Origin of the sequence: Mucilaginibacter flavidus (assembly GCF_024055575.1) — a bacterium.
In the GTDB taxonomy this organism is placed as follows: Bacteria; Bacteroidota; Bacteroidia; order Sphingobacteriales; family Sphingobacteriaceae; genus Mucilaginibacter; species Mucilaginibacter flavidus.
In genome coordinates, this window is the sequence record NZ_JAMXOE010000003.1 from 20,801 (window position 1) to 39,694 (window position 18,894).

Sequence of the window (18,894 nt, forward strand, 5' to 3'; positions counted from 1 at the left end):
AATTTATTCATCGCCTATAAATACTTTCATTTCGCATTGCGCCAGTAAATTGCCATTATGCCAAACCTTTCCATCAATTACGGTAACATTAAATATTTGGTTTTGTATAGTGATTTCGGTTGTTAACTCGTTGCCAACTTTGGGCAGATCAAAAACCTCGAAATCTTTAACAGCACCAATGTAGCCCGTCTCAACAGGTTTATTGTCTTTTTGTGCCATGTACCCCGCACGTAAAGCCGCAGTTTGCGCTATATTTTCCATCAATCCTGCTTCCTGGAAAACGCCGTTCTTCGCAAATACATTGTCGCGGTCAATTGTAAAACTGCTTTTGGTTGTCAATTCATCGGCATAAAGCAACTTACCCACCATTACAAAAGGTGCTTTTTGCGGAATAAGCGCGCGTATATCTTCAACCGGTAAGCCCATATCAGGAATATAAGCCCCCATTTACCGAAAGCACCTGCCCGGTTATATAAGAAGCATCAGGCGAGGCCAAAAAGGCCGCTGCATGTGCCACTTCCTCAGGCAGGCCAAAACGGCGGGCAGGAATAATCATTTTTAATTCTTTTTCATCAAGTCCTTCAGTCATGTCGGTTTTAATAAAACCGGGAGCAATTGCATTTACGGTAATTCCCTGCCGTGCAATTTCCTGCGCCAAGGCCTTGGTAGCGCCAATAACCCCGGCCTTTGCAGCCGAGTAATTGGTTTGTCCGGCCAGGCCCTTCAGGCCCGAAAGTGAAACGATATTAACTATTCGCCCGTATTTGTGGCTGAGCATGCTGTTCAAAACCAACCGGGTTACATGAAAAAAGCTGTCGAGGTTGGTTTTTAAAACATTGTCCCACTGCTCTTCGGCCATCCAGGCCATCAGGCTGTCGTCGCGGATGCCGGCATTGTTTATCAGTATCTCGATGTATTTATCTTTGTTGGCTTCAATCCAGCCCCCAAGCGTTTGTTTTATCTGTTCCCTATCGGCAACATCAAATGGCATCAGTTCGCCGCTGCCTCCTTGGTCTTGTATGGCGACCAAAGTTTTATTAGCCTCATCGATATTGCTTTTATAATTTACCAGCACATGGTAGCCCAAAGCCGCCAGCTTTAAGCAGATTGCCCTGCCTATGCCACGTGAGCCGCCGGTAACCAGTGCGCATTTCATTTGGAAAAGGATGTTATGTGGTCTGCTGATTCAAGAAAAGTTTTAACCCTTTCCAGGTCCTTATATTTTGGTGCATCCTCAATAAATACCGGGAATATCGCCCTCACTTCATCGTATAGTTTGCGTGATATAGTCGATAGCTTATCCTTGCATTCCAAATAATCTATCGCCTGTAAAATCGTCATCAGGTGGATGCCCAGCACCTCGAAGGAGTTATCGATAACCCTTTTAGTCATCAATGCCGCATTGCAACCCATACTTACTATGTCCTGGTTGTCGTTGTTGTTAGGTATGCTGTGCACATACATCGGGAACGATAAAGTTTGGTTTTCGGCGGTAGTGGAAGTAGCCGTAAACTGCATACCCTGCATACCAAAATTTAAACCCAGCACGCCAAGATTTACAAATGGTGGCAGCTTTTGATTCAGCTTGGCATTCAGTAGGTAATTTAACTGTCGTTCGGCCAGCATCGATACACGGGTCATGGCAATTTTTAATTTATCCATCTCCAGCGATACATAATCACCGTGAAAGTTACCGCCGTGGAAAATATTGTGGTTTTCATGGTCAATCACAGGGTTGTCGTTAACCGAGTTCAATTCATTTACAACCGTATTTTCAACCTGTGCGATGGTGTCATAAATAGGCCCTAAAATCTGGGTTACACAACGCAATGAATAATATTCCTGCACCTTATCCTCAAATATTTCATAGTCAAGGTTGTCGGGGTTGTATAAATGTTCTGAGCGGTCGCGTATCATTTTGCTGTCTTTCAAAATATCGCGCATCATGCCTGCGATAGCGTTTTGGCCGACATGGCGTTTTACCACGTTCAGTTCATGAGAATAATGATCGTCAAACGCTTCCACAATCTCGTTTATCATCGCCGAAAACAACACCGACCAGTTCAATAGTTTTTTAGCCTGTATGATATTGAGCATACCAATGCCTGTCATGGCCGAGGTACCGTTCAAAATAGCCAGCCCCTCGCGTATGTGAATAGACAGCGGTTTAATATTGAATCTGTTGAAGATATCCATCGTTGGATGAACGGCATCTTCAAAAATTACTTCGCCCTCGCCAATTAAAACCAGGCCAAGGTGGGCCAGTTGCACCAAATCGCCGCTGGCGCCCACACCGCCGTGTTCGAAAATACAGGGTGCAATGTCTTTGTTAATTAATTCTTTCAGTAACTCAACAACGTCGGTATGCACGCCTGAATATGCCTGCATAAAGCTGTTTAACCGGGCAATCATTAAAGCTTTGGATAGCTGTGCAGTCATCAGCTTGCCGCTGCCCGATGAATGGCTGCGGATAAGATTGTATTGTAGCTGCAATATATTATCCTCGCTAACCTTGTACTGCGCCATCGGCCCAAAGCCGGTATTTATCCCATAAATCAGCTTGTTTGACGAGAATTGTTTAAGGAACTCGAAGTTGGTGTTAATTTTATTTAAAGCGGCTGAATCGAGTGTAACCTCGTTTTTTTTAAATATCAGTTCAGAAAAATCGTTTAAAGAAAGAGGACTTTGTCCAACATGTATCATGGGCAAAAATTAATGTTTTGTCAGGGTGAATAATAATCCGCTAAAGTATAAAATATATGCAAAACGGGTTAATGTAAACTGCAATAACACCTGGAATGGGTTAAGGTTTTAGGTATTTACACTGGCAACGCGCAGGGGTGGTACGGCAACGGCAATAAGTTAAGGAAACCAGCAGTATTTAGCCCCCTCTAAATCTCCCCCGGTAGGGGAGACATTAGCTTCGCTCATGGCATTTTTCTTCAAATCCTTCCGCTAACCAGCGGAGAGGATTATTACATGAGGCCTTCGCCGTTTAGGTGGGGCTTCACGCCCGTTTATCAATAAATTTTATCGCTTTCCTGCTTGCCTCGCTGAATTGTATTTTCTGTATCTCTTCAGCAGTCACATATTTTATATGCGGACTAACGCGTAGCCTTGCCTGCAAATAAGCGCGTATCCGGTGATCGCATTCGTCCGTCAATTCGGCAGGCACAACGTATAGCGATACCTGGTCCATACCGATATCGTTTGATGATACCTCAATAACAAAATCCCTGATTTCTTCGCGCTCATTTAACAGTTCGAAAAGCGCCGGAGGGTATAGGGTAGTGCCTTTAAACTTAATCATCTGTTTTTTACGACCCATAATGGGCGAAAGTCGCAATGTTGTGCGGCCGCAGGTGCAGGGTTCGTCACTATATGTGCAAATATCCCCGGTTTTGTACCGCAGCAACGGCATGCCTTCCACGCCTAAGGTGGTAATGGTTACTTCGCCGGGCGTGCCGGGAGCCACCTGCTGGTCGTTTTCGTCAAGTAACTCAACAATAACCAAATCGGCCTGGTTATGGCCCCCCTTGCCTGCGCCACATTCTGTAAACGCGGTTTGCATTTCGGTGGAGGCGTAGGTTGAGTATAGCTTAATATCCCAACTTTCGGTGATTTTCCGGCCGAGGATGTTTAACGTAAAATCATTGTTTCGGATGTTCTCACCAATACAAACGGCCTTTTTTACCGAAGTTGAGTTGATATCGATGCCGCTATCATTTGCAAACTGGATCAGTTTTAAAATAAACGATGGCACGGCAACGATGGCAGTAGGCTTCAGCCGCTGGATGGTCTCCCACTGTAATGCCGGTACGCCCGGCCCAAGGCGGATTATACCTGCGCCAATTTTGCGAATACCCAGGTAATAAGCAATTCCGGCCATAAACTGCCTGTCGAGCGTGAGCATCAACTGATAAGTATCATCGGCGGAGCCATCAGCACATAAAAAAGAATTATACTCGTTATATGCCAGGCGGTTAAGGTCGTTTTCGGTTAATGCAATGGTTACCGGCCGGCCCAGTGTACCTGATGTTGAAGTATATTCAATGATTTTACTGCGCGGTACGCATAAAAAGTCATCGTTCTGTTGTTGCAGGTCATCTTTCGCAGTGGTTGGTATGGCACTGATATCAGCCAGCGTTTTTATGTTTTTTATGTCGATGTTGTGTTTTGCAAACAACTCCTTATAAAACGGGGAATTTTGGCTTACATAAGCTAAAAGTTCATGTAGTTTTTGCTGCTGCAAATGCGTTATTTCGTGCGAATGTTGATTGCTTTTCGTGACGATAGACATTGTAATGGTAGTTGTGTCCAAAATTAAAAAAAATGTGTTATGGATTGTTATATAAAGCCATAGGTATTAATATTGTTTTGCACTAACAAAACAACCGTCAGCCACAATTGTAACGTATATCAGTTATGACTATTAAACAGCCCTTATTAATTGCCGGTATATTTTGCATTTCGATTACCGCGAATGCCCAGGCAGTTAAATATAAAGATATTGTATTTGGTGGCGTAAAAACTACGAAAGACTTAAGCTACGACGGAAGCGATTCCACAGGCAAAAATAAAGCTCACCTGTTTGATTTATACCAACCCGAAGGCGACGAAACAAAAGGCCGGCCATTAATCATTTGGATGCACGGCGGTGGCTTTAAATTTGGCTCCAAAGCCGACAAAAGCGCCCAAATATGGAGCAAAACGTTTGCCCAACGGGGGTATGTTTGCGTATCCATAAACTACACCTTGAGTAAGAAACTGCCGTTTTTGAATTTCGATGAATTGAAGCGTAGCTGCTATTATGCCGTTTTGGATGCAAAAAAGGCGGTTGCCTATTTTAAGCAACATGCTGCCGAATATCACATTAACCCCGACAAAATTATATTAGCGGGCAATTCGGCGGGAGGGATGATAGCCCTTCAAACAGCCTTCGCCACTAATGCCGAACTTGCAAAATTTGCGGGCGTGCCCGAAGTTGATGCCGGCAAAGCTGAATTGCTAAAGGTTGAGGGCGTAATTAATTTATGGGGAGGTATTTTCAGGCTAAATTGGCTGAAAAACGCCCGTGTACCGGTGGTAAATATTTACGGCAGCAACGATGGTATAGTTGCACCGGCACACAAAGACACATCGTTATATGGCGGGAAAGATGTTTACGAAAGGGCAAAAACTTTAAACATAACAACCGGCGTGAAAGTTTTTGAAGGTTACTCGCACGAGCTTCGCAAGCATTTCAACCCTATTTTCTCCAGCGATAAGGGTACGCAACAACGCTGGCTTGAAGCCGGGCAGTTTGCGGCTGATTTTATGTACAACAATTTGTTTAAGTAATATCCTGCGCTATACCGTTTTCAAAACATAATTGTACATTTAACGTTATAAAAAACAATCATCATTAACCACTAACACATGAAATATTTAAAAATTTTAGTTGTGGCTTTGGTTTTAACTTTCAGCGTTGAATTTTCGCATGCAAAATCAATGACATTGACAGTTACACCAACGTATTTACAAATACGCAGGCCACCACCGCCGCCACCGCGCCCGCCAATACGGTTCCGCAGGCATCATCGCAGGCACCACGCAAGGATTCATATCCGTTTGCCAAAGCCGCCGCCGCACCCACCGGGTCCGGGGCTGCCGCCTCCACCGCCGCATCCGTGAGGAAAATAAATACAAAAGCCCTTCATATTGTTTGAGGGGTTTTTTGTTTGTCAGTAAACCTGGTTGTATTTTCCCAAATCTATCGCAGGGTCGTTACCCGGTTTTGGGCGCGACCTTATTTTAACTTGAGTTCGCTATAAGAATTTATGTTAAATATATAAATATCTGACTATGAGTATGTTTCACAGCGTTCCGGGTGTTCCGCTTGCAAAAATGGAACGCCCTATCCAATAAAAATGTTCTTTTGAACCTCGCTCTCACGATAATTACCGGGACTAACAGGCGTTTTGGGTGGGGCGCAAGTATGTTTAACCCGGGCTTATATTAAATTAATGTTAAATTTATGTATTAATATATGTTAGATATATAAATATTTGATAATGAGTGTGTTTCATAGCGTTCCGGGTGTTCCGCTTTTAAAAATGGAACGCGCTGCCCGATAAGAATGCTTTTTAAATCCAATCTCGCACGATAATTATCGGGACGACCAGGCGTTTGCGATGGGGCTGCGGGAAATTTATATCGAACTCACCTTATTTTAATTAGCGGGTTATATAAGTAGAAAAAGACCTGAACACAGCTTTTTTCAGAGCGATGGGTTTTAAACCAAACGCTATAAATGTAAAATTTGAGATATATTACTTTTTAAAAGCAAATTTCAGCACATTTCCCATCCGCAACTTATCGCCTTCGTTTGATATGTAAAGGTTGTTATCCTTATCAAAAGCAATGCCTTCCGGTTGACCAAATACCTGCGGATTTAACGGGTGCACCTCTTTAATCTCCCAGTTTGCACCGGCAACTATCAACATTTTATTTACTGACGACAAAATGTACCAATCGCCGGTCAGCGGACTACGACTAAGCCCGGACGGGTGGAATGTTATTTTCTTTTGGCCTGTCAGCTTCTCTATCTTTTTAACATCAATTACTGACTGCTCCGCGCTTGTTAGTGTCCCGTCGGCTGCAAGTTTCAACGTAAACACGGTGCTGGTTTTGCTGCTTTTTTCAATACTGCAATGTTTGCACAGCACGTATACTGATTGTGTGCTATCATCAGCAAACATTCCTTCATATTCGCCCTGCGGAAGCAAACCTTCCCATGCTCTGGCGTCGGCTGGCCGGTTGCTTTTTACCGACTGCAGCGGGAAAGTAAATAATACGCCGTCGCTGCGCAGCATAATCACCTGGCCGTTGTTGATAGCAACGTCCTCATAGTCGCCGCTTTTGCCAAATTTATAGCGCAGCATGTCCTTGTTACCGGGCTTGAAATAAAAGAGCGAACCCTTTTCATCCTGTTCGGCGTACATTGTATCAGCATTGCCTTTGTTAAATGCTATACCGGATATCTCGGTCAATTCATCCGGCAACTCATATTTTACGGGACGGGTTAAATCGTAACCTTTTGGACCGGGGCTTTTACTTTGTTGTTGCCCGGTGCAGTTAATGAGCAGTGCGCAAGTAAGCAATAGCAAACAAAGGTATCCCGGCATTAATGTATTTTTCATATTAGGTATACCGCTAATTTAAGGAATTGTTTAGTTAGGGGCCTTGCTTTGTTGAGCCGCGGAACGCAAAGAAGGCATAGGAAACGCAGGAATGTTTTTTCTCCGCGCTCCTATGCCTTCCCGCTTATTTTCGTGGGAAAATTGAAGCTACTTCTGCATTACCATTACCCCATTCAGCACCAGCGTACTGCCGCCATCAGCTTCGATGTTGTAAACGTTTTGCATTCCGCCCGCATGTTCGGTTTTCCTTAATACGGTAAAGGTTTCATATTTTCCTTTTTGCTCGTTAAGGCATAACACTTGTTGCCCAACAGCAACCTCACCGATTTTGAAGCTGCCCTGTTTGGTAAGCATTGGGTGATTAGGTGTTGCTTTTAGCACTTTAGTATTCAGGTTGATGTTCAAGCCCGCCGCTGTATGCTCTTCTTTTGCCGATACCAGCACCAGCTCAGTTATAGCATAGTTCTTAGCAGCGTGCACGGTGAGCTCTTTTACTTTTATTACCGATGATTTGTTAGTAGCCGGGTCAACAGTAATAACTTCATCACCGCTTTTTACATCTTTTATCAGCTTTTTGGCGCCGTTGCTCATGGTGATTTCTTCATCGCCCGGGAAGCAGATATCGTTGCCATAAGTTGCGGCTTCTTCCTTCATATCTTTACCGTTGTTCAGCACTTTATACTGTTGGAAAGCCATTTCTTTCGACAAGACGTATGACAACTTCAAGATAAAGTTTTTCTCAACCTTATTAATGTCGTCAATATCCTGGAAGTATTTTGCCCATACTTTGGCATCAGCGGTAAAGTCCGGAACAAGGGCCTGGTATTTTTTGCCGGTTTCGCTGGTGTAAAACACCATCAGACCAATTTCCTGCATACCCTGTTTGGCAACAAGTTTATAAAGGTCAACTCTTTTTTTGAGGCCGTCGCCACCGGTTATAAAATAGGGCTTACGGTTTTCATACCGATCGAGCACATAGGTATTGTCAAATTTCACGTAGGTGTCTTTGTCCAGATCGGCAATGGTGTAGGTTAACGCTTTGTTATATTCATCCAGGGTCAGCGGGCGTGGGTTAGGGGTAGCTGTTTGCGCCCTGGTGAATGATATGATTAGTAAAAAAGATAGTGTTAGTAGTAGGTTACGCATATTGTATTATATAAAAGTCTCCTTGTCATTCTGAACGCAGTGAAGAATCTTATACGCTGGACAAACACGCAGACAAGTATGGCGCATATTTATCAATCGTAGAAGATTCTTCGCTTTGCTCAGAATGACAAAAAGGGTGAAAGTTTTGTTAGATTAAGATAATTGTTTAAACGCATCGGCAAATGCTTCCATTTCGTCCATGCGGCCGATGCTTACGCGGCACCAGTCGGCGCCATTTAGCTTCCAATTGCGCACACCCACACCGCGTTTCATCATTTCGCCCACAAACTTGTTCCCATCCATTTTTAGGGGAAACATAACGAAGTTAGCTGAGGAAGGAATATATTCGTAGCCTTCCTTTTTCAATACCGAATAAAGGTATTCTTTCGAAGCTACCATCTTTTTCGCTGCATCTTTCATATAATCAGTTTCCTGGTATGCTGCAGTTGCAGCAGCTAATGTGGTTGCAGAAAGATTAAACGCGCCGCCGGTATAAATAGAAAGGGCGCGTATGGTGTCAGGCTGTGCTACTAAGTAACCACAGCGCAGCCCGGCAAAGCCGTATAATTTACTGAATGTACGGGCTACGATGATATTTTGCCCTGATTTTACACCGCCTATTAATGTAGTCCCCTGTGGGTCTGGCAGATAGTCAATATACGCCTCGTCAACAAAAACCATTGTTTTTTTAGACACGCGTTCGCAAAATGCTTTCAATTTATCAGTGTCGACCACCGTGGCCGTTGGATTGTTGGGATTGCAAATGTAAACCAGGCCGGTATTGTCGGTTACTTTTGCCTCCATTGCGTCAAGGTCCAGTTTGTATTCGCTGGTTAGGGGTACCTTAACCCAGTTACCGCCGTGTAGTTTTGCGTGGGTTGGCAGGTCATCGTACGATGGGTCACCCGTAATAATATCTTTCCCGCCTTTGCTGAAGTGCATTGCTGAGGCGAGCAACAGGGCCGATGAACCGGCATCCATCATGATGTTGTTTTGATGAATACCTTCAAAGGCAGCAATTTTACCCGACAACACGCCCATCTGCATAAAAGCATATTGGTAACTTAAATCAAGAGAGTCGGTTATTGCTTTTTTAGCTGCAGCTGATGGCCCGAAGGGGTTTTCGTTGGCAAGCAACCTTGCTTTCATTACCGCTGGGGCTTCCAATATCGCGGATTGGTCGGTTACCCGTTTAAAAGGAATGATTTTTTTTACCAGCGGCATTGCGGCCAGTTTGTTTATAGTACCCGCTGCCAGTGCCAGTCCCCCGGCCATCAGGGCGCTGGATTTTATCCAGTTTCTGCGGTTAATTGAATTTGCCATTTTCGTTGATTTTTTATGAGTTTTCAGTCAGTTTATTATTTATTTGTTTGTGCCGGGGTATGTTACCCTTTGGTCGGTCACGCGCGCATGTATGTCGGTAACCACACTCCGCGCCGATTCAAACGCACCGGCCATCCACGCGTTTAAATAGGTTAAGTGCTCGCCGGCAAAATAAACCTGCTTATCAGGCTTTAATAATATCGGGTATTGGTTTTTACGGGTTTCGTTGCTGTAAACCGCCCATCCGCCTAAATTGTATTTGGTTTTATGCCAGCTTACCGAAAACGAGCTTTCAAATTCTGCATCATATTGCGGGTGCACCAGCCTTCCTTTTTCCAGCGCTAGTTTTTCACGGTCAGCGTAGCTTAATTCGCCGGTGCGCTGTGCCTTTTCATTGAAATTATAGTAACCCAGCAATATCCCTTTTTTACCGAGATAATCGTATGACGGGTAAAAAATCTGCGTTAAATCGTTATTGGTATGGGTAATGCCGCCGTAAATGTGATCGTCTTCTTCCCAAAACCGGCGTTTAAACTGTAGGCCTATCTTGCCGGTTTGCATGTAGCTGATGTAGTCTATCGCGCGGCTCACATCGCCCGAGAAATTATTATTTACATTGCTCAGCACAGGCAAAGGCAGTGTGCAAATGCAAATATCGCCCTGTAAAACATGTTCGCCCTGCGCATCTCTATAAGTCACTTTTACACCATTGTCGATATTGGTAATATTGGTCACCTCGGCGCCAAGCTTTAAACTTTGAGCCACCTTTTTTTCCAACGCCTTAGCAATCTGGTCCATGCCGCCAATGGCCTGAAACATCGTCATTTGCAACTCGTAGGTATATTCGGCCACATTATAAAAATCCGGATCAAGCAGGCCGGATTGTATCATGGCTGCGAGTTTATGCGGGTCGGCAATTTTACCCGGCTTGTCGCCGGCACCCGGCGATTCAATATAACCACGCCTTGCTGATGCTTTGTACAGTTTATCCGGGTCGAGCCCACCTTCGGCCATTAAATATTCAATAACCTTTTCTGAATCTTCTTTAGTTAAACCAGTATCTAAACTGCTATGGTCAATACTTTTGGCAAGTAATTCGCTCATATACCCGCGTATGTCATTATGCACCTCGCGAACGCGGATTTTTTTGTTGGATAGGGGGCCTTTACCTTCGGCGAAGTAGTAGGAACTTTCGTTTACATTATTATAGACCTGTAAAGGGATACCAAATTCTTTGCAATAATGCAGGGTAAGCTGGTGATTATGTGGTATGCGTGAGGGGCCGGCGTTAAAGTACTGGCCATCGTCAAAGCGGGCGGTGAGTGTTGGTTTGTCTGTTTCGGTATTGGTGCTGCCATTGCGTACGCTCCAACATCGGCCGCCGGCGCGCTCGCGGGCCTCCAGTATGGTGCAGTTGTATCCTAGTTTGTTAAGCTCGTAAGCGCAGGTCATCCCGGCAAGACCGCCGCCTAAAATGATAATTTTTTTGCCGTTACCGCTCCCCGTTAAGTTAAATGCATGTGCAGGCGCGGCCTTTAGCATGCCTAAAGCCAGCATTGCAGGATAAGCGCCCCCCGCCAGCATTGCGCCCTTACTTAAAAAATTTCTCCTGGTAATTGTTTCCACATCAAATAGCGATAGTTCTGGCTGTTATTATAGCCTTAAATTTATGTTATTTTTAACAAAGCGCCAATTTTGTTGATAAAATTTGCCTTTGTAAATTATTATTTGGCCATTTTTTAAATGCTATTTAATAGCAGAGGTAATTTTTAGTGATAGTAAGATAGAATTCAGTTATAATTTGTCACACTGCGTTTTGTAATTTTAACCTTACAACAATTCCTGTTTGTTAATTAACCTGTATATTGGTTTAAATCCACAATTTATGATTAACTATTACCCATTCATCAACTTGAAAAAGGCTTTCATAACAACTTTACTTGCGATAGCTTTAATAAGTGCAGCTTCGGCCCAGCAACCGGGGCAAAAATGGCATTACAGCATGTCGGTTGAGCCTGCTACCAAAAAGTTGCACGTTAGCCTGGAACTTACCGGCAAGCTGCCTGATACAGTGGCCTTCAAAATGCCAACCTGGACCACCGGGTATTACCAGTTCATGAATTTCGGCAAAAGCGTATCCGATTTTATTGCCACCGATGAAAGCGGCAAGGCTATCGACTTTAAGCATCCCGACCAAAACACCTGGAAGGTAGCCGTATCCGGTAATAAAGTTATAAAGCTTAAATATGATGTGGAGGCTATCCGCAATTTTGTGGGCGGCAATTATGTTGACACGGCGCATGCCTACCTTTCGCCAGCCGGTATTTTTATGTACGGCGATAAAAATATTTTGCAGCCGGTAACGGTTAACGTCCAACAATACCCCGGGTGGACAAGGATCGCCACCGGCCTCGACCTTGCAGGCAGCGATTCGACCCAATTTAAGGCGCCTGATTTTGATGTGTTGTACGATGCGCCAATATTAATGGGGAAACTGGAGAAATTGCCAGGGTTCACGGTAGAAGGTATCCCTCACGATTTTATCGGCTATAAAATGGGAATTGCTGATAAGCAGGGATTTATGGACGATATGAAAAAAATTATCGAAGTGGGTTTGGGCATCATTGGAGAAATACCATATAAACATTACGTGTTTTTAGGTACAGGCCCCGGCGGTGGCGGTATTGAGCACCTTACTTCAGCCTCCGTTGCTTTTACCGGCAATGGCTTAGATAAACAGGCAGGTAAAATGCGGCTGTACAGCTTTTTGGCACACGAGTACTTCCATACGTTTAACGTAAAGCGTATCCGCCCCATCGAGCTTGGTCCGTTTGATTATGAGAAGGGCAGCAAAACCGAAATGCTCTGGGTGTCTGAAGGGTTTACGGTTTATTACGAGTATATCCTGATTAACAGGGCAGGTATTACCAATGGCCTGGAAATGCTTGGTCAGTTGCGCGCCAACCTGCTTAATTACGAGAAAAAGCCGGGCCACCTGTTTCAATCAGCCACGCAGGCTAGCCTTGAAACCTGGAGCGACGGGCCGAACGGGAGGGTTGCCGACGAGTTTAACAAAACTATATCCTATTACGATAAGGGCCCTGTGCTGGGTTTGATGCTTGATTTAAAAATAAGGCACGAAACCAAAAATGCCAAAAGCCTAGATGATGTAATGCGCAAACTTTATTATAGCTACTTTAAAAAGCTTAAACGCGGCTTCACTCCGCAGGAATTCAGGCAGGCGTGCGATGAAACCGCCGGTATTAAACTGGATGAACTGTTTGAGTACGCATCAACCGTAAAAGAAATTAACTACCATCTATATTTTGCCTATGCCGGGCTTGATATCGATGACGCCTGGAAAAAGCAGCCGGGCGCCTGGAACGGCATTACCGCTAAAACGCAAAAGGATTCGTTGTTTGTAACGGCGGTTGAGTATAAATCACCGGCATGGGAAAGCGGTGTACGGGTTAAAAGTAAGATAATCAGCATCGACGGGCAACCGGCTACCCTGGCTGCATTGCAGGCTTTATCAACAAATAAAAAAGCTGGTGATGCGGTAACCATGGAGATAGAGAAAAAAGGAAAAGTTGAGCAAATAAAAATCACGCTCGAAACAGAAATGTCGCGTAGTTTTGAAATAAAACCAATGGACAATCCTGACGAATTACAAAATGCCATTTACAAAGGCATTTTTGAAGGCGGACATTAAGCCTGAAATATTACGTTTAAAAACGCCTGGTCCGCTTATTTGCGGGCTGGGCGTTTTTATTATATCCCGATGAATTTTCGTGATAATTGGTAGCAATTAACGAAATGTCGTTACAATAAAATTAGTATTTATATTTTAAGGTATTGATAATGAACTATTTAAAATTTTGGTAGCATTATTGTCTCCGTCAATCGTCTTTGTAATTAAACAACGATCAAAATTTTTTAGCTATGGAACATTTTATTTATATTTTCACAAGGATAGTATTGTTTGCCTGCATCACCGTAATCGGTTATTTATTTGCCGTTCCCGAGAAGGGCACTGCGGATGACTGGGATATTTAACAGCGTAAAACGCATAATTACCCACATATTTTAATAATTATGCTAAACTGATAGCCGTTTTTGCTTATTTTGTTACCGGTTACAAGTAAAAAAGTAACATCTACCCATGAACTTTATGCTGATACCATTTAATGGTGACAAATGGCGAATATTAAAGAAATGCTTGCGCGCAGCATTGCTCGTCACGATAAGTTTTGACGGATTTTCGCAGGCGCAGATAAAAAATGACAGCATTAAAGTAGCCGTTCAACCCGGATACGATAGTGTTAGCGGTTTTCACCGTTTCCTATTAGGAGAAAGCTACCGGAAATTGTGGGCCGAACTGATTAATATCAAGATATTTCATTTAACACGGGAGAAAGGCGGGCTTACTATTGAACAGCGTGGCGGCGGTATGCAAACCAAATCGTTGCGCCTTAAAGATGCCGCCGGTCAGGAATGGGTTTTGCGCACCATTCAAAAATATCCCGAAAAAGTATTGCCTCCTAACCTTAGGGCAACTATCGCAAAAGACATTGTGCAGGACCAGATATCGGCCGAGCACCCGTTTTCGGCACTGGTAGTTCCGCCGTTGGCTGAAGCCCTCGGCGTGCCGCATGCCAGCCCACAGATTGTTTATGTGCCCGATGACCCTGCATTTGGCAAGTATCAACAAGACTTTGCCAACCAGGTTTTTTTGTTCGAGGAGCGTGAACCACTGGATGCGGAAAAGACTGACAATACAGGTAAGGTCCAAAAAAAACTCCATGAAGATAATAACACCCGCGTTGATCAAAGCTTGTTTTTAAGGGCCCGATTACTTGATTTTTTACTGGGCGACTGGGACCGTCATGAAGACCAATGGCGCTGGGAAAAGAAAGAAGATAACAATGGTGGCACCGTATATGAGCCCGTGCCCCGCGACCGCGACCAGGTTTTTTACGGCACAACAGGCGCTATACCTTGGTTTGTTTCGAGGCATTTGCTGATGTCGAAATTTCAAAGTTTTAACGACCATATACGAGCTATAAACCGCTGGAATTTGAACGGGCGTAATGTTGACCGTTATTTTTTAAACGGGCTAAGCGAGCAGGATTGGGAAACGCAGGTAAAATACGTACAGGATAAGTTGAATGACCAGCTCATAAACGAGGCGATGAAAAAAATGCCGCCGAATATTTACCGGCTCTGCGGTGCCGAACTCACTCAAAAGCTAATAGCCAGGCGCAATGTATTGATGCAGCAGGCTTTAAAATATTACAGGTTTATATCACAAACAGTTGAAATTCCAGCGTCAGATAAGCGCGAGCAGTTTGACATTACCAACCAGGAAGATGGTAAAGTTGCCGTTAAGGTTAACAAAATAAAAAAGAGCGGCGAAGCGGGGCAGATAATTTACCAGCGGACGTTTGACCCAGCAGAGACCAGCGAAATAAGGCTTTATGGCCTTGGTGGCGAAGATGTTTTTTTGGTGCATGGCGATCATCACTCTTCAGTTACGGTACGGATGGTTGGTGGCGACGACAATGACACATTTACTTTCGATAAGGATATCAGCGGTAAGGGCAACAGGTATGTATATGACAGAACCGACGAAAAGAATACTTTGCCTTTGAGCTCTCAGGCACACATGCGTACTTCGACTGATACGGGTGTAAATAAGTTCGACAGGAAAGATTTTAAATACAATTTTTTACAGCCACTGATATTAGGCAGCTACAACAGCGACTACGGGCTTCAGTTAATGACCGATTTTATTTACCAGAAACAAGGTTTCAGGAAAGACCCTTATGCTTTCAGGCAAAGCCTGATGGTTAACTATGGCTTTGGTGCAAATTCGTTATTATTAAATTATAATGGCGAGTTTAAACAGGTTTTCGGAAAGAGTGATTTGGTAATTAATATACTTTCAAAAGGGCCTAACTACCAGAGTTACTTTTTTGGCCTTGGCAACGAAACACAGTTTGTTAACGCTGGCGATAAAAAGCGCGAATATTACCGCAACGTTTATAATTTTTTAAACGCCGATGTAAGGGTGCGGCATGTTTATGACAATTGGACTGTTAGCGGCGGCGTTATAGCACAATACTACAATGGGGATGAGGAAAGTAACCATAATCGTTTTTTAAATGATTACAACATACTTTATCCCAATCAAAAAGTATTTAAAACCGAAAGCAATCTGGGCTTCATTGCCGGGCTTAAGCTTGATACCCGCGACAAAGGCATAATACCGCATAACGGAATTCTATGGAATACAACCGTTAGCGGATTAAAGGGACTTAACGAGGGCGCACACAGCTACGGACAGGTGACGACAGATTTTAGTTTCTTTTTAAACCCGGATAAAGACTCTGTTTTTGTGATAGCAAATCGCATTGGCGGCGGCACCACTATTGGCAACGCTTCATATTATCAGCAATTACAGTTAGGCGGCATACAAAACTTGCGTGGATTTTATAGCGGCCGCTTTACCGGCAAAAGCATGGCCTACGATAATTTTGAAGTGCGCCTGAAATTGTTCGATTATACATCGTACATATTACCTGGTACCTTTGGCCTTGTTGGTTTTAACGATGTGGGACGTGTTTGGACGCCCGGCGAATCATCAGGCCAGTGGCACGATGGCTATGGTGGCGGGTTCTATCTTATCCCTGCGCAATTGATTTTAGTGCAGGCAGTAGTCGGCTTTTCAAAGGATGGAACTTACCCGTATATTTCGGCGGGGTTTAGATTTTAAGTCAGGACGAATTTGATTGTTGCGTTAAGAGGTTTCAATTGCGGCTAGGTTTAACTGTTTATACAACTCTTCGTAATTAAAAGTCACTTCAATTGGTCTGTTCTGGTTGTGCAATACTGCAACTCTTATGGCCTTTAAGCCCGAAACGCCCTGCAAGTCTTCCACCTCAAACTCCTCAATTTTGGAGGCAAGTATGCCTTTGTCCTGTAGCAGGTTTACATATTTCATGTAATCCAGCTCTTCTTCAACTTTTGAGAAAATGATGGTTATTTTATTCTGCTGGGTTATCCGCTCCCTGGTGCCTTTGATGTAGGCCTTATCGATGCGTTTTTTTATAACCTCGTATCGAATGTTATAGGCTCCGTCAATATCGAAATGTTTTTCATCCATCCGGAAGCGGATTGATATCGGGGTGCTGAATATTAACACCAGTGATGTAACCCCAAGCGGGTAAGGCAAGGTTTTTTTAAGCCGGTATTGTTCAAGTGCCATTTCGCATAATACCAGCAACTGCCAAAGCCGCAAATGTTCTAAATGGGTGGCATTAAACTGTTGGGTTGGAGCAATTGAATCGCCTACGTATAAATTATGTTCAACACCATCTGTTTTAAACCGTTCGTAATAATGCGGAAAGTAGGCCTGTACTTCGGCTTGCCGATTATCCAGAATATCAATCAGCTTTTCGTTTATAAGCGTCAGGGTAGTTTCATAATTATGGCGGTTAGCATAAAAGTCACCGGTTAATTTATCAGTGTGTTTAAAATAGTCTTTAACCTGCCTGGCAATAACTTTTGTATGCTTTTTGTTCTTTATTAATAACGGGTGGATATGTTCTCCCAGGTAATGCTCAATTTGCTGCTCGCTGTCCGCCTTAATGCCGGTAGAAAGGTCTTCAATGAAGGACTTTAAATCCAAAAGTTGTTGTTCGGCATTGGTAACGCAGTTGCTCTGTTGCAGCTGTTCAAACAACGAGACTAATACGTTAAGCTGGTTAATTAAATCGTTGGTGACACTCTGGTTACGTGTAACTGATGAATCCTTAATATCAATCTGGCCATACAAGGGGTACACATCATGAAACACAATTTCTTTAGGGTGATAATCCTTACCTGCATTTTTACTGCGGATGTATTTCATGGCCTCATCCCTAAATTTCCAGTTTACACTTGGGTGCAGCACCGTGTAGTTTTTTTGGATAACTGCCTGTACCTGGTTTTGCAGATCGGTTACTTTGCGATAAATAGTATCCACTATAAACGGCATTACAATTTCCAGCTTTTTGGCATTAACGCTGTTAAGGTCGCGCGTACGTTTTGATACAAGCTCCAATACGCCCAACAACATTCCGTTTTTAACAATAGGGGCCAGTATAAAGCTTCGAATATTCTGTGCTGTAAAATGCTGAGATAATTTACTATCGGGATTGGCTGCAGCAAATTCTGGCAAATCGGTAACCGCCAGTGTTTTGTGCTTTTTTACCAGCGTTTTATATGAGCTGGATAACAACATTTTCTGACAGTCGGTATCGGTCCTGCCTTCAAGCATATAGCTTTTAACTTTTTGACCGAATGACGTATGAATAAATCTATCGTTTTCAGCATCAAAAGATGTAAAGCCAATGTGTAGGTCGGGTATTTTAAATATCGACCTGAATATGGTTTCCAGGCTCCCCTGTAATTCCGATGAATCAACGTCGGCCAGCAAATTGCCTTTTAAGCTTGAAACTGCATTTTCTACCGTTGCGTCAAACAACGTCATTATGCCAAAGCCGTTCAATTGCCAGCTGTTTGGAGGAAATTTTTCTTTCCACAAACCCAAATCGTCATAATTGTCCATCAACTGGTCAATTTCATCTTTGTTTAGCATTTTAGCTTTTTCAGTGGGCAGTATCTCTAAAAAGTCGGCGTTGTACAATATCCGGTAGTGCTTTACTATTCCATCGGCTGTTGGTATATCGTAAAAAAGTGGCTTGCCAAAATCAAGGCGGGTACCGTAAAATGCATTAAGGATAATGCAGCAGCTCATTATGTAAAACTGGTGCTCATCAAAATCACGGATGTTAAATTCAAACTGCGTGCCGGCAGCCTTAAGTATGTTTTTAAAACGCTCGGTGTAATTAAAAGTAAGGCCGAGGTAGGGGATGCTTACTGCTTTTATTTCATTAAGTGAAAGTATTTGCGGAAATAAATCGGTCAATAATTCAGCAATCAATGCTTCGTTGTTGTTGATCTGGTCAATGCTTTTTATACCCTCTCTCAGTTCGGGGAACTGTTTGATTTTTTTTAAAAGCAGTTTAGCCTTTTTTGTTTCTGTTCCGTTTTTTTTTGCCGCAGTTTCCTCCAGCCTTTCAATTATTTTATGAAACGAAAGATTAATTTGAAACGGATTATCTGCGAATTGCGGGAATAACATAAACTTAACTAAGTATTACAACAAATTTACCAAAAATTTGCCCTTTAAGTAACTAAC

General features: G+C 43.4%; 13 protein-coding genes. 4 read left to right on the forward strand and 9 right to left on the reverse strand.

The window, feature by feature from the left end; translation table 11 throughout:
* Positions 1-3 precede the first annotated feature (3 nt).
* The 4 genes from NAF19_RS07985 to flxY all read right to left on the reverse strand — a co-directional run bounded on the left by NAF19_RS07985 (position 4) and on the right by flxY (position 4,300).
* Positions 4-447: a hotdog family protein gene (locus NAF19_RS07985; protein WP_252789339.1), complete on the reverse strand. Its 444-nt coding sequence runs from the start codon at positions 445-447 to the stop codon at positions 4-6.
* Positions 428-1,156 (reverse strand): flexirubin biosynthesis SDR family reductase FlxB, encoded by a 729-nt coding sequence (gene flxB, locus NAF19_RS07990; protein ID WP_252789340.1) that lies wholly within the window; start codon positions 1,154-1,156, stop codon positions 428-430. The genes NAF19_RS07985 and flxB overlap by 20 nt, the downstream gene beginning before the upstream one ends.
* Entirely contained in the window at positions 1,153-2,703 is a 1,551-nt protein-coding gene (gene flxA, locus NAF19_RS07995) for a flexirubin biosynthesis tyrosine ammonia-lyase FlxA (protein ID WP_252789341.1), read from the reverse strand. The genes flxB and flxA overlap by 4 nt, the downstream gene beginning before the upstream one ends.
* 304 nt (positions 2,704-3,007) lie before the next feature.
* Entirely contained in the window at positions 3,008-4,300 is a 1,293-nt protein-coding gene (gene flxY / locus NAF19_RS08000; protein ID WP_252789343.1) for a flexirubin biosynthesis putative acyl-CoA ligase FlxY, read from the reverse strand.
* A gap of 125 nt (positions 4,301-4,425) precedes the next feature.
* On the opposite strand from flxY, the gene NAF19_RS08005 reads away from it, so the two are divergent.
* Together NAF19_RS08005 and NAF19_RS08010 are read left to right on the forward strand one after the other, a co-directional pair.
* Positions 4,426-5,340, forward strand: a complete 915-nt coding sequence (locus tag NAF19_RS08005; RefSeq protein ID WP_252789345.1) for an alpha/beta hydrolase — start codon at positions 4,426-4,428, stop codon at positions 5,338-5,340.
* 78 nt (positions 5,341-5,418) lie between these two features.
* Positions 5,419-5,673, forward strand: a complete 255-nt coding sequence (locus tag NAF19_RS08010; protein ID WP_252789349.1) for a hypothetical protein — start codon at positions 5,419-5,421, stop codon at positions 5,671-5,673.
* A 638-nt stretch (positions 5,674-6,311) separates the two neighbouring features.
* On the opposite strand, the gene NAF19_RS08015 is transcribed toward NAF19_RS08010, so the two are convergent.
* The 4 genes from NAF19_RS08015 to NAF19_RS08030 form a co-directional block, all read right to left on the reverse strand.
* Entirely contained in the window at positions 6,312-7,181 is an 870-nt protein-coding gene (locus NAF19_RS08015) for an SdiA-regulated domain-containing protein (RefSeq protein ID WP_252789350.1), read from the reverse strand.
* Between the two features lie 147 nt (positions 7,182-7,328).
* Positions 7,329-8,327, reverse strand: a complete 999-nt coding sequence (locus tag NAF19_RS08020) for a Hint domain-containing protein (RefSeq protein ID WP_252789351.1) — start codon at positions 8,325-8,327, stop codon at positions 7,329-7,331.
* Between the two features lie 153 nt (positions 8,328-8,480).
* Positions 8,481-9,650 carry a pyridoxal phosphate-dependent aminotransferase gene (locus tag NAF19_RS08025; protein ID WP_252789353.1) on the reverse strand — a complete coding sequence of 390 codons (1,170 nt, stop codon included), beginning with the start codon at positions 9,648-9,650 and terminating at the stop codon, positions 8,481-8,483.
* A 39-nt stretch (positions 9,651-9,689) separates the two neighbouring features.
* Positions 9,690-11,276, reverse strand: a complete 1,587-nt coding sequence (locus tag NAF19_RS08030; RefSeq protein ID WP_252789354.1) for a flavin monoamine oxidase family protein — start codon at positions 11,274-11,276, stop codon at positions 9,690-9,692.
* Positions 11,277-11,535: 259 nt separating this feature from the next.
* On the opposite strand from NAF19_RS08030, the gene NAF19_RS08035 reads away from it, so the two are divergent.
* Both NAF19_RS08035 and NAF19_RS08040 read left to right on the forward strand, forming a co-directional pair.
* On the forward strand, positions 11,536-13,362 hold the full coding sequence (locus NAF19_RS08035) for a M61 family metallopeptidase (RefSeq protein ID WP_252789356.1): 1,827 nt from the start codon (positions 11,536-11,538) through the stop codon (positions 13,360-13,362).
* A 450-nt stretch (positions 13,363-13,812) separates the two neighbouring features.
* Positions 13,813-16,425, forward strand: a complete 2,613-nt coding sequence (locus tag NAF19_RS08040; RefSeq protein ID WP_252789358.1) for a BamA/TamA family outer membrane protein — start codon at positions 13,813-13,815, stop codon at positions 16,423-16,425.
* 24 nt (positions 16,426-16,449) lie between these two features.
* On the opposite strand, the gene NAF19_RS08045 is transcribed toward NAF19_RS08040, so the two are convergent.
* Positions 16,450-18,837, reverse strand: a complete 2,388-nt coding sequence (locus NAF19_RS08045) for a GAF domain-containing protein (RefSeq protein WP_252789360.1) — start codon at positions 18,835-18,837, stop codon at positions 16,450-16,452.
* Between the last annotated feature and the right edge of the window lie 57 nt (positions 18,838-18,894).